Genomic DNA, 22,154 nt, shown 5'->3' with positions numbered 1-22,154 from the left:
AGGTCCCTACGTGACGAAGAAAAAGAAAGGCTCGGGCGCAGATCGCGGCCCTCGCAAAGAAGGCGCCACCCGCCCCGGCAAGGCCTTGGCGAAGTACCGGGACCGCACGCCGGCACCCGCGGTGGTCGACCCCCATGCCGACCGCGAGGCCCAGCGCTACGACCAGCCGATCCCCAGCCGCGAGGCGATCCTCGCCCTGTTGGAGGAACGCGGTGAGCTGCTGATGGCCGAAGACATCGCCCGGTCGCTGCGCCTGTTCACCGACTACGAGATCAACGCCCTGGACCGGCGCCTGGGTGCCATGGTCCGTGACGGGCAGCTGCTGAGGAATCGCCGTGGCGGCTACGCGCCGGCACAGAAGCTCAACCTCATTCCGGGACGTGTCATCGCCAACGCGGATGGCTACGGCTTCCTGCGGCCCGACGAGGGCGGCGAAGACCTCTACCTGTCGCCCTCCCAGATGCGCAGCGTGCTGCACGGGGACCGGGTACTCGCCAGCGTGGTGGGCATCGACCGCCGCGGCCGGCGCCAGGGCGCCATCGTCGAAGTCCTGGAGCGGCGGTCGCCGCGCCTGGTCGGGCGCGTGGTGGTCGAGAACGGCGTCATCCTGGTCGAGCCGGACGACCGTCGCCTGCACCAGAACATCATGATCCCGGCCGGTCGCGAAGCCGGTGCCCGCTCGGGCGAGATCGTGGTCGCCGAGATCACCGATCCGCCGACGCCGCATCGTGGTCCCCTGGGTACGATCCGCGCGGTGCTCGGCGAACGGCTGCAGCCGTCGCTGGTGGTCGAGATGGCGATCGCCAGCCACGACCTTCCACATGAGTGGCCGGCCCAGGTGATCCGCCAGGCGGAGGAAGTGGAGCCGAAGGTCAGTGCCGACGAGCGCAAGGGCAGGGTGGATATCCGCAAGCTGCCGCTGGTGACGATCGACGGCGAGGACGCCCGCGATTTCGACGATGCCGTTTACGCCGAAGCGCTCAAGGGCGGCGGCTTCCGGTTGATCGTAGCCATCGCCGACGTGTCGCATTACGTGCCGGTGGGGACGCCGCTCGACGTCGAGGCCTACGAGCGCAGCACGTCCACGTATTTCCCGGGCTTCGTCGTGCCGATGCTGCCCGAGACCCTGTCGAACGGCATCTGTTCGCTGAACCCGAAGGTCGACCGCCTGTGCATGGTCTGCGACATGGAGATCGACGAGGACGGCGAGGTCGTGCGCTCGAAGTTCTACGAAGCCGTGATGTACTCGCATGCGCGGCTCACCTACAACAAGGTCTGGCAGGCGGTCGGCGAGCGCAATGCCGACGTGCGCCACGAGATCGCCGACGTGCTGCCGCAGGTCGAGACGCTGCATCGCCTCTATAAATCGATGGCGAAGGCGCGCAAGCGCCGCGGTGCCATCGATTTCGAGACGCCCGAAGTGAAGTTCCGCCTCGCGCCATCCGGCGACGTCGTCTCGATGGGCGCCACGGATCGCAACGATGCGCACAAGCTGATCGAGGAGTGCATGATCGCCGCGAACGTGCAGGCGGCGAAGTTCCTCTCGAAGCGGAAGATCCCGGCCCTTTACCGCGTCCACGCGCCGCCGCCGGCGGAGAAATACGACGACCTGCTGCAGTTCCTGCGCGAGTTCAAGTTGAAGATGCCGCCGGCGGATGAAGTCACGCCGGCCGATTTCTCCGCGTTGCTGAAGAAGGTCCACGACCGTCCCGAGGCGGAGCTGATCCAGTCCGTGCTGCTGCGCGCGCAGAGCATGGCGATCTACCATCCGGAGAACCAGGGCCACTTCGGCCTGGCACTCGATGCCTACGCGCACTTCACCTCGCCGATCCGCCGTTATCCCGACCTCCTGGTCCATCGCGCCATCCGCTATGCCGTCAGCAAGGGCAAGCCCGCCGATTACACTTATGGCGAGGCGCAGATGGCATCGATGGCCGTGCACTGCTCGCAGCGCGAGCGCCGTGCGGAAGAAGCCGAGCGCGATGTCGACGAGCGCTTCAAGTGCGCCTGGATGGAGAAACACGTCGGCGAGGAATTCGCCGGCACGATCACCGGCGTCACCTCGTTTGGCCTGTTCGTGGAACTGGCGGCGTCGCGTGTGTCCGGCCTCGTGCACGTATCGCAGCTGCCGAACGACTATTACAAGTTCGACCCCGTGCGGCACCTGCTGTCCGGCGAGCGCACGGGCGCGAGTTACCGCCTTGGCGACTACGTGAGCGTGCAGGTCCTGCGCGCGAGCCTGGAAGACCGCAAGATCGACTTCCGCCTCGTCGCCCGTCTCACCACGCTGCCCAAGCCGCTCCCGCCCGTGGCGTCGCTGCCGCCGCCGGCACCGCGCTCGGGCATGGCCGAAGCCGGCAAGGCCATCGGTCGCGCTGCGAAGAAGGCCGTCGGCCGGATTTTCGGCAGCAAGGCGAAGAAGCCGGTTGCCGTCGAGCCGGTGGCCGAGCATCATGCGCGGCCCGCGCGCCGGGCGGTTCCGGAAGCCGAGGCGACCACGTTCGCGCGCAAGCCGGCGTCCCAGGCACCGAGGGGTGAAAAGGCCGCCGCAGGCCGGGCGCCTTCCCGGCGGAATGCGCAGGGCGGTGCCATGACCAAGAACACCGCGGCGAAGAAGGGTGCGACGCAGAAGGCACCGGCCAAGCAGGCGCCGGCCAAGCGTGCACCCTCTAAAACGACGACGAAGAACGCGCCGCGCAGACCCAGGAGCAAACCGCAGGCATGAGTGAGACGTGGATTGTCGGCATCAATCCGGTCGAAGGCGCGCTCGCCAACGACCCGGATCGTGTCCGTGAAGTATTGATCGAGCAGAACTCGAAGAACGCGCGCGTGAACGAGATCGCGGCGCAGGCGCGGAAGCTGGGCCTGGCCGTGAAGCCGGTCGGCAAGGAACAGCTGGAGAAACTGGGTGGCGAGGCGCGTCACCAAGGCGTCATCGCGCGCTACGAGACGCCACCGCTGCGCAGCGAGAACGACCTTCCGGCGCTGCTCGACGCGGCGGGATCGGATGCCATGGTGCTCGTGCTGGACGGTGTGACCGACCCGCACAACCTAGGTGCGTGCCTGCGCAGCGCGGCGGCGGCGAAAGTCACCGCCGTGGTGGTGCCGAAGGACCGGGCCGTGGGCATCACGCCCACGGTACGTCGTGCCTCGGCCGGCGGTGCCGATCTCGTGCCGGTGATCGCCGCGACCAACCTCGCCCGCGCGTTGCGACTGCTGAAGGATGCCGGCGTGTGGATCACCGGGCTCGACGGCGACACCGACCAGTCGATCTACGACATCGACCTCAAGGGGCCGGTCGCGCTTGTCTTGGGTAGCGAGGGGGACGGCATGCGCCGGCTCACCCGTGACACGTGCGATTTCGTGGCGAAGATACCGATGCCCGGAAACATGGAGAGCCTCAACGTCTCCGTGGCTACCGGCATCGTCCTGTTCGAGGCATTGCGCCAGCGAGGAGGCAAGCGATGAGCGAGATGTTCTGGCACGACTGGGCAGGCCTCATCGGCGTGACCCTGGTCCTGGTGGCCTTCTTCCTGCTCCAGGCGCACAAACTCTCGGGACAGGGCTACGCCTACCAGGTGATGAACCTGGTGGGTGCCTTCGGCATCCTGCTATCGCTGATCTTCGGCACGTTCAACCTGTCCGCGTTTATCCAGGAGCTCGCGTGGTTCCTGATCAGCGTGTACGGCATCGTGCGTGGCGTACGCCTGCGCAACGCGACGGTAGGGCCGCTTCCTTAGGGGCTGTGCTGAAGACGCACCCCGGTCAGCGCGGGGTTACACACCGTATGTAGAATGCGATGCAGACCGGCGCAAGGCCGGTCGGCTCGCGGGGACGACCCCGCGTGGCGCCACATCCTCCGCGGGGACGACCCCGCCTTTGCGGAGTTGCATCATGTACTGGACTGTTCTCGTGCTTGCCGGTCTTTTCGAGATTGCCTGGGCCGTCGGGCTCAAATACACCGAAGGATTCACGAAGCTGTTGCCAAGCGTGCTGACCGGGCTCGCGATGGTGATCAGTATCGTGCTGCTCGCGATCGCCACGAAGAAGCTGCCGCTAGGCACGGCTTACGCGGTGTGGACGGGCATCGGTGCCGTGGGTGCCGTGACGTTGGGCATCGTGTTGTTCGGCGAGTCGGCGCAGCCGCTGCGGTTAGTGTGCGTCGGGCTGATCGTGGCCGGCATCATCGGCTTGAAGCTGACAGCCTGAGTCTCATCGGGAGCCGTAGGAGCCGCCATGGCGGCTCCTACACACGGCGATCTACTTCTCGAAATCCGGATTGGCCGTGTTGTCGCGCTTCGTGCGTGGCGCCACCAGAGGCTCGCCGTGCACCACGAACCAGACGTTCTCGGCGATGTTGGTCGCGTGGTCGCCGATGCGCTCGATGTTCTTCGCCATGAACAGCAGGTGCGTGCACGGCGTGATGTTACGCGGGTCTTCCATCATGTAGGTGAGGAGGGCGCGGAACACCACGGTATAGGCTTCGTCCAGGTCCGCGTCCGACTTCCATACTTCGTAGGCCGCCTCGGCGTCCTGGTCGTGGTACGCCTTGAGCACGTTGCGCAGCTGGTCGGCTGCGAGCTCGGCGAGGTTGGCCAGGCCGCCGGCGGCGGTGATCGGGGCGACGCGGCTGAGCGGGATGGAGCGCTTGGCCACGTTAGCGGCGTAGTCGCCGATGCGCTCGATGTCCGCGGCGATGCGCAAGGCGGCGAAGACGTTGCGCAGATCGCCAGCGATCGGCGCGCGCAGGGCGAGCAGGCGGACGACGTCCTGGCTGATCTCCTGCTCGAGCGCGTCCAGCGCGTCGTCATTGTCGACCACGCGCTGCGCGGCGCGCTCGTCACGACGCTCCACCACGTCGATGGCGGCTTCGAGTTGGGCGACGGCGAGTTCGCCCATCCTGACGATTTCGCCGGTGAGGCGCTTCAACTCGTCGTCGTAGCTCTTGATGATGTGCTGGTGCGTGGTGTTCATCGCTGACCTCGAAGGGCGTGGGGCTTAGCCGAAACGGCCGGTGATGTAATCTTCGGTCTGCTTCTTGTCCGGCTTGGTGAAGATCTTCTCCGTCCGGTCGAACTCGATCAACTCGCCCATGTACATGAAGGCGGTCATGTCCGAGCAGCGCGCCGCCTGCTGCATGTTGTGCGTCACGATGACGATCGTGAAGTCCCTCTTCAGCTCTTCCACCAGCTGTTCGATACGGCTGGTGGCGATCGGGTCGAGGGCGGAGGTGGGCTCGTCGAGCAGGAGCACCTCCGGCTTCAAGGCGATGCCACGGGCGATACACAGGCGCTGCTGCTGGCCGCCGGAGAGGCCCAGCGCGCTCTGCTTGAGCTTGTCCTTCACCTCGTCCCACAGCGCCGCGCTGCGCAGCGCCTGTTCCACGCGGCTCTCCATGTCGGCGCGGGAAAGCTTCTCGTGGTGACGGATGCCGTAGGCCACGTTCTCGAAGATCGTCATCGGGAACGGCACGGGCTTCTGGAACACCATGCCGACCTTGCTGCGCAAACGATTCAACGGGTACTTCGGATCGAGGATGTTCTCGCCATCGAGCACGATCTCGCCGCTGGCGCGCAGGTTCGGGTAGATCGCGTAAATGCGGTTGAAGATGCGCAGCAGCGTGGACTTGCCGCAGCCGGACGGGCCGATGATGGCCGTCACCTGCTTCTCCGGCACGTCAAGCGCGATGTTCTTGATCGCGTGGAAGTCGCCGTAGTGGAAGTTAACGTCGCGCACGGTGATCTTCGCCGGTACCTGGCCAAGGTCCACGCCCGCGGCATGGGGCGACGTGCCGAACCCGGGCTGGGAGGCGACTTCGTTCATGTTAGTCATGGGACACCTTGGAGCGGAAGGCGAAGCGGGCGATCAGGCTGAGTGCCAGCACGAACATCGTAAGGACGAAGGCGCCGGCCCAGGCGAGCGTATTGATGTCCGGGCTCGGGTCCTTCGTGTACTCGTAGATGATCTGCGGCAGGCTCGGCATCTTGTCGAGGGGATTGAGCGTCATGAAGTTGTTGCCGAACGCCGTGAACAGCAGCGGCGCGGTTTCGCCGCTGATGCGGGCCAGGGCCAGGAGCACGCCGGTGACGATGCCCGAGCGGGCGGCTCGGATCAGGATCTGCGTCGTGAGCTTCCACTGCGGTACGCCGAGCGAGAGCGCGGCTTCGCGCAGGGTACCCGGCACGAGGCGCAGCATCTCGTCGGTCGTGCGGACGATGACGGGCAGGGCGATCAGGGCGAGCGCAATGCCGCCGGCGAGGCCCGAGAAGGTCACGTCGCCGTTCGACAGGTACTTCGAGGGCAGGACCACGATCGTGTAGACGAACAGGCCCAGCACGATCGACGGTGCCGAGAGCAGGATGTCGTTGAGGAAGCGGATCGTCGGCCCCAGGCGCGAGCGGCGGGAGTACTCCGCCAACCAGGTACCGGCGGCGACGCCGATCGGCGTGGCGATGACGATGCCGAGGAAGTTCAGGATCAGGCTGCCCACCATGGCGTTCGCGAGACCGCCTTCCTCGCGGTAGGCGGTGATCTTCGTGAACAACTGCGGCTTCAGTGCCGACACGCCCTGGCTGAGGGTCTCCCACAGGATCCAGGCGAGGAAGAGCAGGCCGATACCCGTGGCGGCCACGCTGAGCACCATGGCGATGATGTTCTTGATGCGGCGGGTCGCGTAGAGCGAAGCGGACATCAGTTGCCCTCCTTCGTGGCGAGCCGGCGGAGCATGAGGCGCGCGATCAGCAGCACGATGAAGGTCACGACGAAGAGCAGGAAGGCGATCGCCATCAGGGCGGAGCGCTGCAGGCCCTGCGCCTCGCCGAACTGGTTGGCGATGGTGGAGGCGATGGAACTTCCGGTCTCCAGGAACGAGAGCGAGAACTTGAACGTGTTGCCGAGCACGAAGGCCACCGCCATGGTTTCGCCGAGGGCGCGGCCCAGCCCCAGGAACACGCCGCCGATCACGGCCGTGCGCGTGTACGGCACGACGATGTCCCAGACGACCTCCCATGTGCTCGAACCCAGCGCATAGGCGGACTCCTTCAGACGCGTCGGCACGGTCTGGAAGACCTCGCGCATGACGGAGGAGATGAAGGGAATGATCATCACCGCCAGCACCAGGCCGGCGGTGAGGAGCCCGGCGCCGAAGAAGGGGTACTCGCTGGCAAAGAACTTCGCAATCCACGGCACGTGCTGCACCAGCCACGACACCTGCCCGTCCGGGGGATCGGCGCTGAAGTTGTTCATCAGCCAGGGCTTCACGTGCGTGGCGACGAAGGGGGCGAAGATGAAGAGGCCCCACATGCCGTAGATGATCGACGGGATGCCGGCCAGCAGTTCTATGGCGGAAGCGACGGGACCGCGCAGCCATTGCGGGGCGATCTCGGTAAGGAAGAGGGCGATCCCGAAGCTGATCGGCACGGCGACGACGAGTGCGATGAGGGCACTGCCCACGGTACCCATGATGGGCACCAGCGCGCCGTATTGGTCGTTGCTGGGATCCCAGGCGGCGCTCGTGAGGAAGCCCCAGCCGAAGGTGCGGAAGGCGTCCTGGCCCAGCCAGAGCGTCGATCCCGCCGCACCGATGAGGGAGAGCAGGACGAGCAGGGCGCAGGCTTTCAGCACCCAGCCGAAGATCAGGTCGTTGCGCGAGTCGGTCGAGGTGCGGCTGGCCCCCGCCGATCGCTCGAGGGTTGTCGCGGCGTTGCTGGCGGTGGCATGCATAGGAATGCTGTTTCCCGGACCTTTGCAAACATCGGGTCGCCGTTCCTTACGGGACGGCGACCCCCTTGGACGATAGTCTGGACCGGAAGTGTTTCACCGATCGGACGAATCGTTACCGGATTACTTGAAATCCGAGCCCCAGTAGGCTTGGATCTTCTGGGTCAGCGTGCCCGGCAGCGCGACGTAGTCGAGCGACGCGGCGTCCGCCTGGCCCTTCTCGAACGCATACTTGAAGAAGTCGAAGGCCACCTTGGTGTGCGAGGCGTTCTTGGACTTCTTGTACATGATGATCCAGGTCGTCGCCGTGATCGGCCACGCCTGCTCACCCGACGCGTTGGTCATGATCAGGTTGAAGTCCTTGGCCGAAGCCCAGTCGGCGGTCGCGGCGGCGGCACCGAAGCTCTCGGCGCTTGGCTGTACCCACGTGCCGGCGGCGTTCTGCATCTGCGCGTAGGAGATGGCGTTCTTCTTCGCGTAGGCGTACTCGACGTAACCGATCGAGCCCGGGATCTGGCGGACGTACTGCGAAACGCCTTCGTTACCCTTGCCACCCACGCCGGCCGGCCAGTCGACGGCCGTACCGAACTTCACCTTCGACGCCCATTCCGGGCTCACCTTCGAAAGGTAGTTCGTGAAGTTGAACGAGGTGCCCGAGCCGTCCGAGCGATGCACGACCGTGACCTTCACGTCCGGCAGCTTCAGGCCCGGATTGACGGCGGCGATGGCCGGATCGTTCCAGCGGGCGACCTTGCCGAGGAAGATGTCGGCCAGCAGCGGACCCGTCAGCTTGAGCTGGCCGGCCTTCACGCCCTGGAGGTTCACGACCGGCACGATGCCGCCGACCACGCTCGGGAACTGGCCGAGGCCGAACTTGGTCAGGTCTTCGCTGCTCATCGGGGCGTCGGAGGCGCCGAAGTCGATGGTGCCTTCCTTGATCTGGGCGATACCCGCACCCGAACCCACGGACTGATAGTTGATCCTGTTACCGGTGGATTCGGCGTACTTCGCCGACCACTTGGAGAGGACGGGGTAAACGAAGCTGGAGCCGGCGCCGGTGATGTCGGTGGCCTGCACGGCGGACATGCCGAAGAGCGAAGCGGCGACCAGCGCGGCGATGCGGAGTTTGCGTGTGAACACGGAGAAATCCCCTCGGTGGAAAGAGTGTCGGGCGAAGCCCGCCCGGGGCCGTATTCCAGCCCTGCCGTGTTGCAATGAGACGTACTGAATGTTGCAAGCTCATGACACCCGCCATTTCGGTGTCATATTAGGAACTTACGAAACGGGTCAGGCGATGAGCGGAGCGGCCTGTTCGCGCTCCGCGAGCTCCAGCCGGCGCCAGCGGTTGACGATTTCGCAGAACAGCTCGGCCGTGCGCTCGGCGTCGTAGATGGCCGAGTGGGCCTCTCGCGTGTCGAAGGCGAGCCCGGCCGCGAGCACCGCCTTGCTCAGCACCGTCTGGCCGTAAGCCAGTCCGCCGAGGGTGGCGGTATCGAAGCAGCTGAAGGGATGGAACGGGTTCCTCTTGTGGCCGACGCGGCGCACTGCCGCGTTGAGGAAGGCCAGGTCGAAGGCGGCGTTGTGCCCCACCAGCACCGCGCGCTGGCAACCGGCGACGCGGACGGCCTCGCGCACGGCATTGAACACCTGGTCGAGCGCCTGGCGCTCGGGCAATGCGCCACGGAACGGATGATCCGGGTCGATCCCCGTCACTTCCAGGGAGCGCGGGTCGATGTTGGCCCCGGGGAAAGGCTCGACGTTGGCCGCCACCACGGGCTGGGGAACCAGCAAGCCCGAGGGCTCCATGGCGACCGGCACGACGGCGATCTCGAGCAGGGCGTCCCGCTCGGCCTCGAATCCGCCGGTCTCGACGTCGACGATGACCGGCAGGAACCCCCTGAACCGCCCGGCCATAGTCGAAGCGGTGCTGTTGCTCGTCGTATCCATCCGCAAAGGATATCAGCCCCGGCCGGGCCGGGGGCGGGGGCGGGCTCGTTAAGCGAATGTGCGCGTGTCGCCGATCTGTAACAAAAAAGGCATCGAACGGTAAACCCCGCGGCCCATCCTTCGCGCCGTTGGCCCCTTTGAGGATTTTCGGACAGAAAAACCTCAGGCGCACACAGGGGTTCACACAGCTACCCGTCCTTCCTTTCCTTCAGCGGAGACATCCCATGCGTTCCAAGTTGCTCACGGTGGCCATCGCCGCCGGTCTGGGCGTGACCAGCTTCTCGGCCCTTGCCGCGACGCCGAAGTCGCAGCAGCCGGCCCGGGTCACGGTCGACGCCGCCACCCTCCAGCAGCTGCAGGCGCAGCTCGCCGCCCTCCAGGCCAAGGTCGCCGACCTCGAAAGCAAGCAGGAAGCCCAGGCCGACGCGCAGATCGAGACGGCGAAGGCCGTCAATGACGTCCAGGTTGCCGCGGCCAAGCCGACCGACGACCTGACCAAGAAGCTCGATACGCTGTCGAAGATCGTGGACAACACCCACATCGGCGGCACGATGTTCTTCGACGTGACCAACATGGATCACAGCGAGAAGGTCGGCAACGCCCCCAGCCAGCACAAGGACGGCCATGGCGCCACCAACGGCACCGGCTTCGACGTCAAGCGCTTCTACCTGACGGTCGACCACAAGTTCGACGACGTCTGGTCGGCGAACCTGACGACCGATTTCAGCTACCAGTCGTCGCTGTCTTCCACCAGCCTCTTCGTCAAGAAGGCCTACGTGCAGGGCAAGTTCGATCCGCTCTTCACCGTCCGCTTCGGTGCGGCCGACATGCCGTGGATCCCGTTCGTCGAGAAGTGGTACGGCTACCGCTATGTCGAGAACACGATCACCGACCGTTCGTTCGAGGGTGGTCGTAGCGGGGGCACCGCGACCGCCGGTGGCGTGGGCGCGTTCGGCAATTCCTCCGACTGGGGCGTCCATGCCCTGGGTGCGACCGCCGGCGACAACTCGGTCAACTACCAGCTCTCCGTCGTCAATGGTCGCGGCTACCGCAACCTGAGCCGCTCGAAGAGCGTGGACGCGGAAGGCCGCTTCGGCTATTCGCCAATCGAACAAATGGTCATCGCCGTCGGCGGCTACACCGGCAAGCGCGGCAACGACGTGGAAAATGGCGTGCCGACCCGCACCGCCAGCCGTGGCGATGCCCTCGTGGCGTGGCGCGACAAGTCCTTCGGCGTCGGTGTGGAGTACTTCCACTCCGAAAACTGGGACGACATCCTGAAGTACCAGGGCACGGGTCCGGGCGTCGGTGCCGCTCAAGGCACCCTCAAGGACAAGGCTGACGGTTATTCGCTGTGGGCCGACTGGCACTTCGATCCGCAGTGGGCGATCTTCGCTCGCTACGACCGCGTCAACTATAAGTACACCAGCCTCGCGAATGTCGAGAACGAGCTGAAGGACAAGTACTTCAACGGCGGCGTTTCCTACGACGTGTTGAAGAACCTGAAGCTCGCGCTCGTCTACAAGCACAACAAGCTGGACGGTCCGTACGCCACCCCGTACCACTACAAGACCGACGAAGTCGGCTTCTGGGGCATGCTCAGCTTCTAATCGGTATCGGAAGGGAGTTCGACTCAAGGACGAACAGGACGGCGGGCGCGAGCCCGCCGTCTTTCTTTGTCCATCGTTCGCGAACGAATTGCGAATCGTCTCATTGGTATGCAAGCCGCACAGACGGCTAAACGATGAACGGCATGGATGCCGATGTGACGCCGATCACGGCGAAAATGCCCGCTTTGTCGCGGTTTCCAGCCATGAATGCTGAACCGTGCCGGTTCCTCATGATCGTGCGCTTGCATCTCTCGCATGCGATCCGTAGTTTCCGGTCGATGAACCGCCATCCGGCCAATTCCATGCGACGCATCGTGGGCACGTTCCTCGTGTTCCTCGCGCTTCTTGTCGCGTGTGTCGGCGTTCATGCCATGCCGTGTCATACGGCGGAGGCGGATGCACTGCATGCCGCACTCGCCGTGGACCTGTCCGGCGACGAGGCGGCCGATCCCGATGACGACGGTGTGGTCCCGTCGCTCGAGGACAACACGAATGGGCTGGACGATACATTCGACGTTCCGCCCGAGCACGCGGTGACCGTGCCGCGGCTCTACCCGGGCAAGCTCCCGGGCCACGTGCCCCCGCCCCACGCGCACGTTCGCGGCTCCGAACTCCGCCCTCCCATCGCCTGATCCCTGGCGCGCCACCGCGCGCCCATCCCCCGCGCCCCTTTCCCCATGCGCCAGCGGCATACGCCCGGCGCCGGCAGACGCGTGTGCGTCCGCCACCTCCCACGATCCCAAAGAAGGAATACGTCATGGAACGCCTTATCGAAGGTTTCGATCATTTCCGTCGCCACATGACCACCGAACAACGCGAGCTCTTCGCGCGCCTTGCCTCGGGCCAGACGCCGCACACCATGTTCATCACCTGCGCGGACTCGCGCGTGATGCCCGAGATGATTTTCGAGGCACAGCCCGGCGACCTGTTCGTCTATCGCAACGTCGGAAATATCGTCCCGCCTTACGCGCAGCACGTGAGCGGTGTCGTCGCCGCGATCGAATATGCCGTGACCGCGCTCAAGGTGCAGCACATCGTCATCTGCGGCCACTCCGATTGCGGTGCGATGAAGGGCCTGCAGAATCCGGCGGCGCTCAAGGGCAAGCCATCGGTCGAGCAGTGGCTCAAGCATGCCGATGTCGCGCGCTATGTCGTGGCCGAGAACCGTCCGACCATCCTCGGCGAAGAAGGCCTCCGCTACCTGACCGAGGAGAACGTGGTCGGCCAGCTGGAGCACCTCCGTACGTTGCCCGCCGTCGCCGCCGCGATGGCTAACGGCAGCCTGCGCATCCACGGCTGGATCTACGACATCGCGAAGACGGAGATCACGGCCTTCGACCCGTCGGAGGGCCGGTTCCGTCCGCTGCTCGCGGGTGACGACAACGTACCCGACGCCACGCCGCACGCCCGTTTCTCGACGCCGGCGCCTGTCGCGTCCGCGGCCTGAGGAAGGTCACCCATGCGCGCTTATTTCTCCCAAGGCCTCTTTGGCCGCGACCTCCTGGGGTCGGTGGTCGTCTTCCTCGTCGCCCTGCCGTTGTGCATGGGCATCGCGATCGCCTCCGGCATGCCGCCCAGCGCGGGCCTCATCACCGGCATCGTGGGTGGCCTCGTCGTCGGTGCCATCGCGGGTTCCCCGCTGCAGGTCAGCGGGCCTGCTGCCGGACTGGCCGTGCTCGTGTTCGAGCTGGTGCGTGAGCACGGCGTGGCCGCCCTCGGTCCCGTCGTGCTGCTGGCAGGCCTGATCCAGGTCGTGGCCGGACTATGCCGCGTGGGTGTGTGGTTTCGCATGACGTCGCCGGCCGTGGTGGCCGGCATGTTGTCCGGTATCGGCATCCTCATCGTGGCGTCGCAGTCGCATGTGCTGCTCGACGCCATCCCCAAAGCGCGCGGACTCGAGAACTTCGCCGCCTTACCGGCCGCGGCGTGGGAGTCGGTCACCGGGACGGGCGAGGGCCAGTTGCCGGGCGCGCTCATGATCGGCCTCGGCACCATCGCGATCATGCTCGCCTGGGAAAAGCTTCGCCCCGCGAAGCTCCGCTTCATCCCGGGCGCGCTGCTCGCTGTCGTGGCGATGACCCTTGTCGCCCAGTTGGGCGCGCTCGACGTGAAGCGGGTGGACGTGCCATCGAACCTGTTCTCGGCGGTGACGTTGCCGACGTTCGGAAGCCTGTTCGGCGTGTTCGATGCGACCTTGCTCGTTGCCGCGGCGACCTTTGCCTTCATCGCCAGCGCGGAGACGCTGCTTTCGGCCGCGGCCGTCGATCGCATGCACGACGGCGCGCGAACCAACTTCGATCGTGAGCTGACGGCGCAAGGCGTGGGCAACCTCATCTGCGGTTTCCTCGGCGCCCTGCCGATGACCGGCGTGATCGTGCGCAGCGCGGCCAACGTGCAAGCCGGCTCCGCCACGCGCATGGCCGCCATCCTGCACGGCGGCTGGCTGCTCGGATTCGTCATGCTGCTGCCGTGGCTGATGCGGATGACGCCGGTGTCGTGCCTGGCCGGCATCCTCGTCTATACCGGCGTGAAGATGGTGAACCCGAAGCAGGTGAAGGATCTCGCGGTGTACGGCAAGGGCACCGCCGCGGTCTACGTCGCCACGACGGTGGCGATCGTCGCCACCGATCTGCTCACCGGCGTGATCATCGGCTTCGCCATGTCGCTGCTGCGGCTGGCCCTGCTGTCGTCGCGTTTGAAGATGGACGTCACGCATCACGACGAACCGGGCACCGCGACGCTGCGTCTCGAGGGCTCGGCCACCTTCCTGAAGGTGCCGACGATGGCGCGCACGTTGGAACGGATCCCGCCGAACACGCGCCTCTCGGTCATGTTGGATCGCCTGCACCATATCGACCAGGCATCGCTGGAACTGCTGCGCGAGTGGGGCAGGAATGCTTCGAAGCGCGGCTGCGAGCTGGTCGTGGACTGGCAGGAGTTGGGTAGGCGCGTCGAGGGTTCACGGCGCGCTGCTTAACAGCCAATCGCCGACAGGGTCGGCTCCCACCAAGCCCGGCATGATGTCCTGCCCGGTGGGAGCCGACCCTGTCGGCGAAACGGGCTCGCCTCAGTCGGCCTTCGTCTTGTGCTTGTACGCGCACAAGTCGACGATCGGGCATACGGGGCACTCGGGCTTGCGCGCCTTGCAGACGTAGCGCCCGTGCAGGATCAGCCAGTGGTGCGCGTCCTGGATGAACTCCTTCGGGATCACCTTTTCCAGCTTGTCCTCGACCTTCCGCACATCCGGGCCGGGCGCCAGTCCTGTCCGGTTGGCCACGCGGAAGATGTGGGTGTCCACGGCGATGGTCGGTTGCCCGAAGGCCGTGTTCAGCACGACGTTTGCCGTCTTCCGTCCCACACCCGGCAGTTCTTCCAGTGCCTCGCGTGTCGTCGGCACGTCACCGGCGTAGCGGTCGACCAGGATCTGGCTCATGGCGATGAGGTTCTTCGCCTTGTTGTTGTAGAGGCCGATCGTGCTGATGTAGCCCTTCAACTTTTCCAGGCCCAGGTCCAGGATCTTCTGCGGCGTGTTCGCCACGGGAAAGAGCTTGCGCGTCGCCTTGTTCACGCCGACGTCGGTGGCTTGCGCGGACAGCGCCACGGCAGCCAGCAGTTCGAACGGCGTTGTGTACTCGAGCTCCGTCTTCGGGTGGGGGTTCAGCTCGCGCAGGCGGGTGAACATCTCGACCACATTGGCCTTCTTCACGGAGCATCCTTCTTGCGGGCCTTCGCCCGCGCGAGCGCTTCCAGCACGGCATTGCGCGCCGCGGGTGCCGCGACATCCACCTTGCTCGCGGCGAGCTGGCGGTCGCGGGCGTCGCGCTCGCGTTCCAGGCGGCGTTCGCGTCTTTGGAAGCGCCAGCGCGCGGCGTCGGCGTGCACGCGGTCGTCCGCCTGCGCCAACGGCATCGGGTCGAGTGCGATGCAATCGACGGGGCAGGCGGGCACGCAGAGTTCGCAACCGGTGCAGAGATCGGCCACGACGGTGTGCATCTGCTTCGACGCCCCGACGATCGCGTCGACCGGGCACACCTGGATGCACTTCGTGCATCCGATGCAATCGGCCTCCACGATGCGCGCGAGCGTGCGTGGCTTTTCGACACCGCGCGACGCATCCAACGGGACGACCGGGCGGTCGAGCAGGGCGGCCAAGCGTGCGATGCCGGCGCTGCCACCCGGCGGACAACGGTCGATCCCCGCGTCACCCCCGGCGATCGCCTCCGCGTAAGGGCGGCATCCGTGGAACCCGCACTGCTCGCACTGCGTCTGCGGGAGCAGGTCGTCGATGCGGTCGGCAAGCGTTGGCGTCATGGCTGGCGCGGCCGGAGGGGACGATCAGCGAACGGTGGCGCCCGGCGCCGCGCCCTGGTCGGCATCGAGCAGGAAGAGGTCCGCGCCGCCGTCGCCGGCCGAGAGGATCATGCCCTCGGACAAGCCGAAGCGCATCTTGCGCGGCGCCAGGTTGGCGATGAAGACGACGTTGCGGCCGACCAGCTTCTCCGGTTCGCCGTAGGCGGCGCGGATGCCGGAGAAGATCTGGCGCGTGCCGAGCGGACCGGCGTCGAGCTCGAAGCGCAGGAGCTTGTCGGAGCCTTCGACGAACTCGCAGGTCACCACCTTGCCGACGCGCAGGTCGAGCTTGGCGAAATCATCGATGGAAATGGTGGCGGCAGTGTCGGTCGTGGCGTCGGTCATGGGTTTCGGTGCTTCTTTGGATGTCTTCGCGGGTTTGGCTTCCGCGGCGACGGCCTTGGCCGCTTCGCCGGGGGTGAACGATTCTTTCGATGCCTCGACCATGGATTCAATCTTCTTCGGATCGAGGCGGCCGAACAGCGGTGTGAACGGGTTGACGGTGTGGCCGAAGAGCTCACCGCGCGCGTCGGCGAAATGATCCAGCGGCGCGCCAAGGAAGGACTCGGCCATCGCGGCGGTCTTCGGCAGGATGGGCTTGACGAGGCTCGTCAGCAGGCGGAACACGTGGATGGCCAGCGTGCAGATCTGGTGCAGTTCATCGCGGCGGGCTTCGTCCTTCGCCAGCTTCCACGGCGCCACTTGGGCAATGTAACCATTGGCATCGTCGGCGAGGGCGACGAAGCGGCGGCACACCTCGGCGAGGTCACCGCTGTCGTAGAGGCCCAGCGTCTCGTCGTAGGCCCGTACGAAGTTCGGCCACCACGTGGACGCCGGCTCGTCGAAGCGCTCGGCCAGCTTGCCGTCGAAATGCGAGTGCAGGAAGCCGGCGGTACGGCTGGCGATATTCACCCACTTGCCCACGAGGTGCGAATTCACGCGTTCCTCGAACGACTTCAGGTCGAGGTCCACGTCCACCGGGTTCTCGGTAAGCATCGTGGCGAAGTAATAACGCAGCGCTTCGGGATCGAGGCCGCTGTCGAGGTAGGTGCGCGCCTGGATGAAGGTGCCGCGCGACTTCGACATCTTGGCGCCGTTGACGGTGAGGTACCCGTTCACGTGCAGCGCAGTCGGCGTGCGCATCCCCGCGCCGTGCAGCATCGCCGGCCAGAACAGGCCGTGGAAATTGATGATGTCCTTGCCCATGAAGTGGTGCATCTCGGCGCTGCTGTCGGGGCCGAGGAAATCATCGAAGCGCAGGCCGGTGCGCTCGCACAGCGCCTTGAACGAGGCGAGGTAACCGACCGGCGCATCGAGCCACACGTAAAAGAACTTGCCCGGCGCGTCGGGGATCGGAAAACCGAAGTAGGGCGCATCGCGCGAGATGTCCCAATCGCGCAGGCCACCGTCCAGCCATTCGGCGAGCTTGGCCGCGACGCCGGCGTTCGCTACCGGTTTGCCGTCCGTGAACCGTCCGGCGAACCAGTCGCGCAGAAGGGCTTCGAACTTGCCCAACTCGAAGAAGTAGTGCTCGGAATCGCGCAGGATCGGCGTGGCGCCCGACATTACCGAATACGGATTGCGCAGGTCGGTCGGTGCGTACGTCGCGCCGCAGTTCTCGCAATTGTCGCCGTACTGGTCGGGCGTGCCGCATACGGGGCAGGTGCCCTTGATGTAGCGGTCCGGGAGGAACATGTCGCGCTCGGGATCGTACAGCTGCTGGATCTCGCGGCGGGCGATGTAGCCTCCGTCGCGCAGGCGCGTGTAGATCGCCGTCGCCAGTTCCCGATTCTCCGGCGAATGCGTCGTGTGGTACTGGTCGTAGCTGAAATGGAAGTCGGAGAAGTCGGCCTCGTGCCCGGCGCGGATATCCGCGATGTAGTCCTCGGGCGACTTCCCGGCCTTTTCCGCGGCCAGCATGATCGGCGTGCCATGCGCATCCTCGCCGGCCACGTACCAGACCTCGTTTCCTTGCATCCGCTGCGCCCTCGCCCAGATATCGGCCTGGATGTAGCCGAGCATGTGGCCCAGGTGAAGCGGGCCATTGGCGTAAGGAAGGGCGTTGGTGACGAGGATGCGGCGGGCCATGATTCGCACGGTCGGCTTTGGGACCGGAGATTATGGCATGTGCCGGTTACCTGAGGTCGCGGCGCCGATTGGCCGCCGCGACGCGAGGCAGGGCGGATTACTCGGCGCGCACCCACTCCTGGCTGCGACCGATGAGCGAGAAGCCGATGTAGCCGTGGACGTCGAGTTTCTTTCCGCCTTCCACGAGCTTCAGCTCGACCTTGTAGATCTTGCCCTTCGCCGGGTCGAGGATCTGTCCGCCCGACCACTCGTCGCCATCCTTCTTCAGGCCCCACATGATGGTCATGCCTTCGATGGGCTTGTTCTTCCGTTCGCCGTCGCACTTGGCGCAGACCGGATGCGGGCCGTGCTCGGACTTCAGGACCTCCAGTACCTTGCCCTCGAGCATTCCACCGTTTTCGGTAATCTCGACGATGGACCTCACCTCGTTCGTCTTGTCGTCGATCGTCTTCCACTTACCCACCGGCGAGTCGTTGGCGGCCAAGGCGGGGAGGGCGCTCGCGGCAAGCGCGAGGGCGAGGGTGGTGCGGATCAGCGGCTTCATGGACTTGCAGACTCCCCATACGGTCAGGTATGGCCGAGCCTGACGAGGCCTGCGGCGGCCGTCAAGCTGCATCGCGCCAGACGGCGGGAGCGGGGCCGACCGGCGGCAACTGGCATAATAGGGAATCTCCGAATTTCCCCACCGTCCCCATGACCCAGGCCAGTGAAACCCTCGTCCGCGGCATCCTCGACCGCGTCATCGACCCCCATTCCGGCCAGCCGCTCGGTGCATCGGTGCGAGCCGTGGGCGTGGACGGCGACCGGGTGTCGGTCGACATCCTCCTAGGCTACCCGGCCGTCGGCTACGTCGAGCAGGCCGCCGCGGAGGCCAAGGCGGCCCTGGAGGCCGATCCGGCGATCGCGGCCGCGGCCGTGTCGGTGACCTGGCGCGTCCATGCCCATAAGGTGCAGGGCCAACTGGCCCCGCTGCCGGGTGTGAAGAACGTGGTGGCGGTCGCCTCGGGCAAGGGTGGGGTGGGCAAGTCCACCGTGTCGGTGAACCTGGCGCTGGCGCTGGCCGCGGAAGGCGCGACCGTGGGCATCCTCGATGCGGACATCTACGGCCCGAGCCAGCCGCGCATGCTCGGTCTGACCGGCAAACCCACGTCGCCGGACGGCAAAAGCATCGAGCCCATGCGGGCGCACGGCCTGCAGGCCATGTCGATCGGGGTGCTGATCGACGACGACACGCCCATGATCTGGCGCGGTCCCATGGTCACGCAGGCGCTGATGCAGCTCCTGACGGACACGCGTTGGGACGAACTCGACTACCTCATCATCGACCTGCCCCCGGGCACGGGCGATATCCAGCTCACCCTGTCTCAGAAGGTCCCCGTCTCGGGCGCCGTGATCGTCACCACGCCGCAGGACATCGCCCTGCTCGACGCCCGCAAGGCGCTGGGCATGTTCCGCAAGGTGGAAGTGCCGGTCCTGGGCGTGGTCGAGAACATGGCCACCCATATCTGCACGAACTGCGGGCACGAAGAGCACATCTTCGGCCAGGGCGGCGGCGCGCGCATGGCGGCAGAGGCGGGCATTCCGTACCTGGGCGACCTGCCGCTGGACATCCGTATCCGCGAGCAGGCGGACGAGGGCTGGCCCACCGTTGCCGCCATACCCGATTCCGACCTCGCCATGCGTTACCGCGCGATCGCCCGCGCCACGGCCGCGCGGCTGTCGCTGCAAGCGCGCAACAAGGCCATCGCCTTCCCGAAGATCGTCATCCAGAACACCTGAAAGTAGCGCGTCCTGCGAGCTTCCTATACCTTTCCGGCTCCAGCGAGGGAGAGACACATTGAGCATCAAGTCCGACAAGTGGATCCGCCGCATGGCCGCGGAGCACGGCATGATCGAGCCGTTCGCCCCAGGCCAGGTCAAGGAGCGGGAGGGCCATCGGCTGGTGTCGTACGGCACGTCGAGCTACGGGTACGACGTCCGCTGCGCGGATGAGTTCAAGGTGTTTACCAACATCAATTCCACGATCGTGGACCCGAAGGCGTTCGACGAGCGCAGCTTCGTCGACATCAAGTCGGACGTCTGCATCATTCCGCCGAACTCGTTCGCCCTGGCCCGCACGGTCGAGTACTTCCGCATCCCGCGCAAGGTGCTCACGATCTGCCTGGGCAAGAGCACCTACGCACGCTGCGGCATCATCGTGAACGTCACGCCGCTCGAGCCCGAATGGGAAGGGCACGTGACGCTGGAATTCTCGAACACCACGCCGTTGCCCGCGAAGATTTACGCCAACGAGGGCGTGGCGCAGATGCTCTTCCTCGAGTCCGACGAGGAGTGCGAGGTGTCGTACGCGGATCGCGGCGGCAAGTACCAGGGCCAGCGCGGCGTGACCCTGCCGAGCACCTGAGCGGCGCCCACGCTGGTTTTGACCCTGTACACCGCCCACGCTGGTTTTGACCCTGTACACCGCCCGCGGGGTAGACTTGCCCCCTCTAGCCACACCCGACCCGATGCACGGAGACACCGCATGATCCGAGTTCCCACCCTGATGGCCCGCGCCGCGGCGGCGATCTTCCTCGCCAGCCTGCTGGTACTGGCCGGCTGCCATCGTGGCGCCTCGAAATCCGACCAGGCCGCGGCGGAGCAGGGTCAGTTCGACTACACCATCAAGGCATACAAGAGCGGCCAGTTCCTGGTCGACGGCGCGGTCCTGTCCGCAGCGGATACTGGCAGCCATTTCGCGTACCTGAAGGACCAGGGCAAGTTGCCCAAGACGGTGCTGGTCCTGCCCAGCGACGAGTCCAAGATCCGCGACAACCACCTCGGCTTCCTGGCCCGCATGCAGCTGGACTACGGCTTCGCCGTTTACTACGACAAGAAGGGCGAGCTGGTCCGTCTGAACGCCGTGGAAGAGAAGGCCCGCCAGCTCGAAGACACGCCGAACAAGGCCGCCCTGCCGGATCGCATGCAGGGCAAGGATGCATCCAGCGGCGCCTACGACCCGCAAAGGCAGCAGTAAGGAATTGAGGGGGGCGGCCCCACGGCCGCCCTCTCGCGCCTAAAGCTTCAGCGCTTCCTTCAAAGCCTGCACCCGCGTAACCAGCTCGCTTTCGACGTATGCCTCCGCGGGGCTGTGTCCCCAGACCGGTCCGGGCCACGCCGCATCGCCCGCCACGCGTGCCACCACGTGCACGTGCAACTGGCGCACGATGTTGCCGAGCGCGCCGATATTGAGCTTGTCGCACGGGGCTACCGCCCGCAGGGCGGCACCCGCCACATCCACCTCGCGCCACAGCGCGGCCCGGTCCGCCTCGCTCAGGTCGGCCACCTCCACCATGCCTGGCCGCCTCGGAACGAGGACGAGCCATGCATAACGCCGGTCCCGCATCAGCAGCACCCGGCACAGCGGCAGGTCACCGACGTGGTGCGTGTCGGCGGCGAGTCGATCGTCGAGTGGGAACCCTGTCGTCACGTCAGCCCTGCGCGGCGAGTTCGCGAGCGAAGAACGCGAGCGTGCGCTCCATGGCGAGCTTCGCGCTCGGCTCGTCATAGCTGCCGCCGACGTCGCGGTTGAATCCGTGGTCGGCCGGGTAGACCCACGTATCCATCTCCGGCTTCAGTTCGCGGTGCTTTTCGACCATTTCCGGCGGAATGGAGTGGTCGCGCTCGCCGAAATGAAAGATGACGTTGGCCTTGGCCGGTTCGCTGAGGAAGGGCACGTTGCGCGAACCGTAGTAGCTCGCCGAGGGCAGGCCGAAGCGAAGCGCGGCGAGCATGGCCACCGTGCCGCCCCAGCAGTAGCCGACCGAGCCGACCTTCACCTTGTAGCGATCGGCGATCAGCTTCGCCGCGATGTCGACGTCCTGCGTCGGGCGCAGCAGGCCGAGCTCGGCGATGAGCTTGATGCCCTTCTGCATGCCCTCCTGGTCGTAACCCAGTTCCACGCCTTTCTCGACCGGGTCGAACAGGGCGGGCGCGATGGCGACGTACCCTTCCTCCGCGAAACGGTCCGCGACGCTGCGCATGTGGTCATTGATGCCGAAAATCTCCTGGATGACCACGACGCCGCCCTTGGGCGTGCCGGAAGGTTCGGCCACGTAGGCGTCCATGCTCTCATGCGGTCGGGAGGTGTCGAGGATCAGGGTGTGGCCCATGGCGCGGATCTCCGTAGGGTGGGGTGGGGAAGTGATTCGCCCATCTTAACCGGGCGCCCGTGGCGCGGCCTTGACTGGAACCGTCGGCGGCCCCGTCAGCCATAACCGGCTATAATGGGTGGTTTCCTCCCCCGGTACCCACGGCAATGTCCCAGGCCGCACAGACCCAGAAGATCGGTTTCGTCAGCCTCGGCTGCCCGAAGGCGAGTTGATATATACCGGCGGAGTGGCAAAAGAAAAGCGGCCCTTAGGCCGCTTTTTTTGTTATCAGTGCAGCGGTCCCGGAGGG

Annotated in this window: 23 protein-coding genes; 11 read left to right on the top strand and 12 right to left on the bottom strand. The window is 66.0% G+C overall.

Annotated elements, in window-relative coordinates; all coding sequences use genetic code 11:
• The first annotated feature begins 10 nt into the window (after positions 1 to 10).
• The 4 genes from rnr to sugE all read left to right on the top strand — a co-directional run bounded on the left by rnr (position 11) and on the right by sugE (position 4,209).
• Positions 11 to 2,725: a ribonuclease R gene (gene rnr / locus ACQKIE_RS15130; RefSeq protein WP_427460556.1), complete on the top strand. Its 2,715-nt coding sequence runs from the start codon at positions 11 to 13 to the stop codon at positions 2,723 to 2,725.
• A complete protein-coding gene (gene rlmB, locus ACQKIE_RS15125; protein ID WP_427460554.1) occupies positions 2,722 to 3,468 on the top strand; it encodes a 23S rRNA (guanosine(2251)-2'-O)-methyltransferase RlmB in 747 nt (248 codons plus the stop codon). The genes rnr and rlmB overlap by 4 nt, the downstream gene beginning before the upstream one ends.
• On the top strand, positions 3,465 to 3,740 hold the full coding sequence (locus ACQKIE_RS15120; RefSeq protein ID WP_427460552.1) for a CBU_0592 family membrane protein: 276 nt from the start codon (positions 3,465 to 3,467) through the stop codon (positions 3,738 to 3,740). The genes rlmB and ACQKIE_RS15120 overlap by 4 nt, the downstream gene beginning before the upstream one ends.
• 154 nt (positions 3,741 to 3,894) lie before the next feature.
• Positions 3,895 to 4,209 carry a quaternary ammonium compound efflux SMR transporter SugE gene (gene sugE / locus ACQKIE_RS15115; RefSeq protein ID WP_427460550.1) on the top strand — a complete coding sequence of 105 codons (315 nt, stop codon included), beginning with the start codon at positions 3,895 to 3,897 and terminating at the stop codon, positions 4,207 to 4,209.
• Between the two features lie 51 nt (positions 4,210 to 4,260).
• Here the strand turns inward: sugE and phoU are convergent, their stop codons facing one another.
• The 6 genes from phoU to rnt form a co-directional block, all read right to left on the bottom strand.
• The gene (gene phoU, locus ACQKIE_RS15110) at positions 4,261 to 4,974 is read right to left on the bottom strand and encodes a phosphate signaling complex protein PhoU (protein WP_427460548.1); all 714 of its coding nucleotides are present in this window, start codon (positions 4,972 to 4,974) and stop codon (positions 4,261 to 4,263) included.
• Between the two features lie 24 nt (positions 4,975 to 4,998).
• Positions 4,999 to 5,823, bottom strand: a complete 825-nt coding sequence (gene pstB / locus ACQKIE_RS15105; protein ID WP_427460990.1) for a phosphate ABC transporter ATP-binding protein PstB — start codon at positions 5,821 to 5,823, stop codon at positions 4,999 to 5,001.
• 1 nt (position 5,824) lies between these two features.
• Complete coding sequence (gene pstA / locus ACQKIE_RS15100) at positions 5,825 to 6,691, bottom strand: phosphate ABC transporter permease PstA (RefSeq protein ID WP_427460546.1); 867 nt, start codon at positions 6,689 to 6,691, stop codon at positions 5,825 to 5,827.
• Positions 6,691 to 7,722 carry a phosphate ABC transporter permease subunit PstC gene (pstC, locus tag ACQKIE_RS15095; protein ID WP_427460544.1) on the bottom strand — a complete coding sequence of 344 codons (1,032 nt, stop codon included), beginning with the start codon at positions 7,720 to 7,722 and terminating at the stop codon, positions 6,691 to 6,693. Before pstC ends, pstA begins: the two co-directional genes overlap by 1 nt.
• A 120-nt stretch (positions 7,723 to 7,842) precedes the next feature.
• Positions 7,843 to 8,859, bottom strand: a complete 1,017-nt coding sequence (gene pstS, locus ACQKIE_RS15090) for a phosphate ABC transporter substrate-binding protein PstS (protein WP_427460542.1) — start codon at positions 8,857 to 8,859, stop codon at positions 7,843 to 7,845.
• 147 nt (positions 8,860 to 9,006) lie between these two features.
• The gene (gene rnt, locus ACQKIE_RS15085) at positions 9,007 to 9,666 is read right to left on the bottom strand and encodes a ribonuclease T (RefSeq protein ID WP_427460540.1); all 660 of its coding nucleotides are present in this window, start codon (positions 9,664 to 9,666) and stop codon (positions 9,007 to 9,009) included.
• A gap of 224 nt (positions 9,667 to 9,890) precedes the next feature.
• Between rnt and ACQKIE_RS15080 the strand changes: the two genes are divergently transcribed.
• The 4 genes from ACQKIE_RS15080 to ACQKIE_RS15065 all read left to right on the top strand — a co-directional run bounded on the left by ACQKIE_RS15080 (position 9,891) and on the right by ACQKIE_RS15065 (position 14,253).
• Complete coding sequence (locus ACQKIE_RS15080) at positions 9,891 to 11,276, top strand: porin (protein ID WP_427460538.1); 1,386 nt, start codon at positions 9,891 to 9,893, stop codon at positions 11,274 to 11,276.
• Between the two features lie 203 nt (positions 11,277 to 11,479).
• Positions 11,480 to 11,908 (top strand): hypothetical protein, encoded by a 429-nt coding sequence (locus ACQKIE_RS15075; protein ID WP_427460536.1) that lies wholly within the window; start codon positions 11,480 to 11,482, stop codon positions 11,906 to 11,908.
• 125 nt (positions 11,909 to 12,033) lie between these two features.
• Entirely contained in the window at positions 12,034 to 12,723 is a 690-nt protein-coding gene (locus ACQKIE_RS15070; protein ID WP_427460534.1) for a carbonic anhydrase, read from the top strand.
• 12 nt (positions 12,724 to 12,735) lie between these two features.
• Complete coding sequence (locus tag ACQKIE_RS15065) at positions 12,736 to 14,253, top strand: SulP family inorganic anion transporter (protein ID WP_427460532.1); 1,518 nt, start codon at positions 12,736 to 12,738, stop codon at positions 14,251 to 14,253.
• A gap of 90 nt (positions 14,254 to 14,343) precedes the next feature.
• Here ACQKIE_RS15065 and nth read toward each other — a convergent pair whose 3' ends face one another.
• The 4 genes from nth to ACQKIE_RS15045 all read right to left on the bottom strand — a co-directional run bounded on the left by nth (position 14,344) and on the right by ACQKIE_RS15045 (position 18,258).
• Complete coding sequence (gene nth, locus ACQKIE_RS15060) at positions 14,344 to 14,958, bottom strand: endonuclease III (RefSeq protein WP_427460988.1); 615 nt, start codon at positions 14,956 to 14,958, stop codon at positions 14,344 to 14,346.
• A 20-nt stretch (positions 14,959 to 14,978) separates the two neighbouring features.
• Positions 14,979 to 15,587 carry an electron transport complex subunit RsxB gene (gene rsxB, locus ACQKIE_RS15055; protein WP_427460530.1) on the bottom strand — a complete coding sequence of 203 codons (609 nt, stop codon included), beginning with the start codon at positions 15,585 to 15,587 and terminating at the stop codon, positions 14,979 to 14,981.
• 24 nt (positions 15,588 to 15,611) lie between these two features.
• Complete coding sequence (gene metG / locus ACQKIE_RS15050; protein ID WP_427460528.1) at positions 15,612 to 17,714, bottom strand: methionine--tRNA ligase; 2,103 nt, start codon at positions 17,712 to 17,714, stop codon at positions 15,612 to 15,614.
• Between the two features lie 97 nt (positions 17,715 to 17,811).
• Positions 17,812 to 18,258: a DUF2147 domain-containing protein gene (locus tag ACQKIE_RS15045; protein ID WP_427460526.1), complete on the bottom strand. Its 447-nt coding sequence runs from the start codon at positions 18,256 to 18,258 to the stop codon at positions 17,812 to 17,814.
• Between the two features lie 149 nt (positions 18,259 to 18,407).
• Here ACQKIE_RS15045 and apbC point away from each other — a divergent pair, with 149 nt between their 5' ends.
• From apbC to ACQKIE_RS15030, 3 genes are all read left to right on the top strand, one after another.
• Complete coding sequence (gene apbC / locus ACQKIE_RS15040) at positions 18,408 to 19,493, top strand: iron-sulfur cluster carrier protein ApbC (RefSeq protein ID WP_427460524.1); 1,086 nt, start codon at positions 18,408 to 18,410, stop codon at positions 19,491 to 19,493.
• Between the two features lie 58 nt (positions 19,494 to 19,551).
• Positions 19,552 to 20,118, top strand: a complete 567-nt coding sequence (dcd, locus tag ACQKIE_RS15035; RefSeq protein WP_331542352.1) for a dCTP deaminase — start codon at positions 19,552 to 19,554, stop codon at positions 20,116 to 20,118.
• Between the two features lie 120 nt (positions 20,119 to 20,238).
• Complete coding sequence (locus ACQKIE_RS15030; protein WP_427460522.1) at positions 20,239 to 20,730, top strand: hypothetical protein; 492 nt, start codon at positions 20,239 to 20,241, stop codon at positions 20,728 to 20,730.
• Positions 20,731 to 20,769: 39 nt separating this feature from the next.
• Here the strand turns inward: ACQKIE_RS15030 and ACQKIE_RS15025 are convergent, their stop codons facing one another.
• Entirely contained in the window at positions 20,770 to 21,183 is a 414-nt protein-coding gene (locus ACQKIE_RS15025) for an HIT domain-containing protein (RefSeq protein ID WP_427460520.1), read from the bottom strand.
• A gap of 1 nt (position 21,184) precedes the next feature.
• Positions 21,185 to 21,865, bottom strand: a complete 681-nt coding sequence (locus ACQKIE_RS15020) for a dienelactone hydrolase family protein (protein ID WP_427460518.1) — start codon at positions 21,863 to 21,865, stop codon at positions 21,185 to 21,187.
• Between the last annotated feature and the right edge of the window lie 289 nt (positions 21,866 to 22,154).

Origin of the sequence: Luteibacter sp. NPDC031894, assembly GCF_050273135.1 — a bacterium.
In the GTDB taxonomy this organism is placed as follows: Bacteria; Pseudomonadota; Gammaproteobacteria; order Xanthomonadales; family Rhodanobacteraceae; genus Luteibacter.
This window is presented reverse-complemented; position numbering and strand designations above follow the sequence as displayed.

Excerpts from the sequence above, each read along its gene's own strand:
- rnt (WP_427460540.1), bottom strand. The coding sequence starts at position 9,666 with ATGGATACGACGAGCAACAGCACCGCTTCGACTATGGCCGGGCGGTTC.
- ACQKIE_RS15080 (WP_427460538.1), top strand. The coding sequence starts at position 9,891 with ATGCGTTCCAAGTTGCTCACGGTGGCCATCGCCGCCGGTCTGGGCGTG.
- metG (WP_427460528.1), bottom strand. The coding sequence starts at position 17,714 with ATGGCCCGCCGCATCCTCGTCACCAACGCCCTTCCTTACGCCAATGGC.
- ACQKIE_RS15030 (WP_427460522.1), top strand. The coding sequence starts at position 20,239 with ATGATCCGAGTTCCCACCCTGATGGCCCGCGCCGCGGCGGCGATCTTC.
- ACQKIE_RS15075 (WP_427460536.1), top strand. The coding sequence starts at position 11,480 with ATGAATGCTGAACCGTGCCGGTTCCTCATGATCGTGCGCTTGCATCTC.
- pstA (WP_427460546.1), bottom strand. The coding sequence starts at position 6,691 with ATGTCCGCTTCGCTCTACGCGACCCGCCGCATCAAGAACATCATCGCC.
- pstB (WP_427460990.1), bottom strand. The coding sequence starts at position 5,823 with ATGAACGAAGTCGCCTCCCAGCCCGGGTTCGGCACGTCGCCCCATGCC.
- ACQKIE_RS15120 (WP_427460552.1), top strand. The coding sequence starts at position 3,465 with ATGAGCGAGATGTTCTGGCACGACTGGGCAGGCCTCATCGGCGTGACC.
- rsxB (WP_427460530.1), bottom strand. The coding sequence starts at position 15,587 with ATGACGCCAACGCTTGCCGACCGCATCGACGACCTGCTCCCGCAGACG.
- phoU (WP_427460548.1), bottom strand. The coding sequence starts at position 4,974 with ATGAACACCACGCACCAGCACATCATCAAGAGCTACGACGACGAGTTG.
- rlmB (WP_427460554.1), top strand. The coding sequence starts at position 2,722 with ATGAGTGAGACGTGGATTGTCGGCATCAATCCGGTCGAAGGCGCGCTC.
- nth (WP_427460988.1), bottom strand. The coding sequence starts at position 14,958 with ATGTTCACCCGCCTGCGCGAGCTGAACCCCCACCCGAAGACGGAGCTC.
- ACQKIE_RS15020 (WP_427460518.1), bottom strand. The coding sequence starts at position 21,865 with ATGGGCCACACCCTGATCCTCGACACCTCCCGACCGCATGAGAGCATG.
- ACQKIE_RS15070 (WP_427460534.1), top strand. The coding sequence starts at position 12,034 with ATGGAACGCCTTATCGAAGGTTTCGATCATTTCCGTCGCCACATGACC.
- apbC (WP_427460524.1), top strand. The coding sequence starts at position 18,408 with ATGACCCAGGCCAGTGAAACCCTCGTCCGCGGCATCCTCGACCGCGTC.
- ACQKIE_RS15045 (WP_427460526.1), bottom strand. The coding sequence starts at position 18,258 with ATGAAGCCGCTGATCCGCACCACCCTCGCCCTCGCGCTTGCCGCGAGC.
- sugE (WP_427460550.1), top strand. The coding sequence starts at position 3,895 with ATGTACTGGACTGTTCTCGTGCTTGCCGGTCTTTTCGAGATTGCCTGG.
- pstC (WP_427460544.1), bottom strand. The coding sequence starts at position 7,722 with ATGCATGCCACCGCCAGCAACGCCGCGACAACCCTCGAGCGATCGGCG.
- ACQKIE_RS15065 (WP_427460532.1), top strand. The coding sequence starts at position 12,736 with ATGCGCGCTTATTTCTCCCAAGGCCTCTTTGGCCGCGACCTCCTGGGG.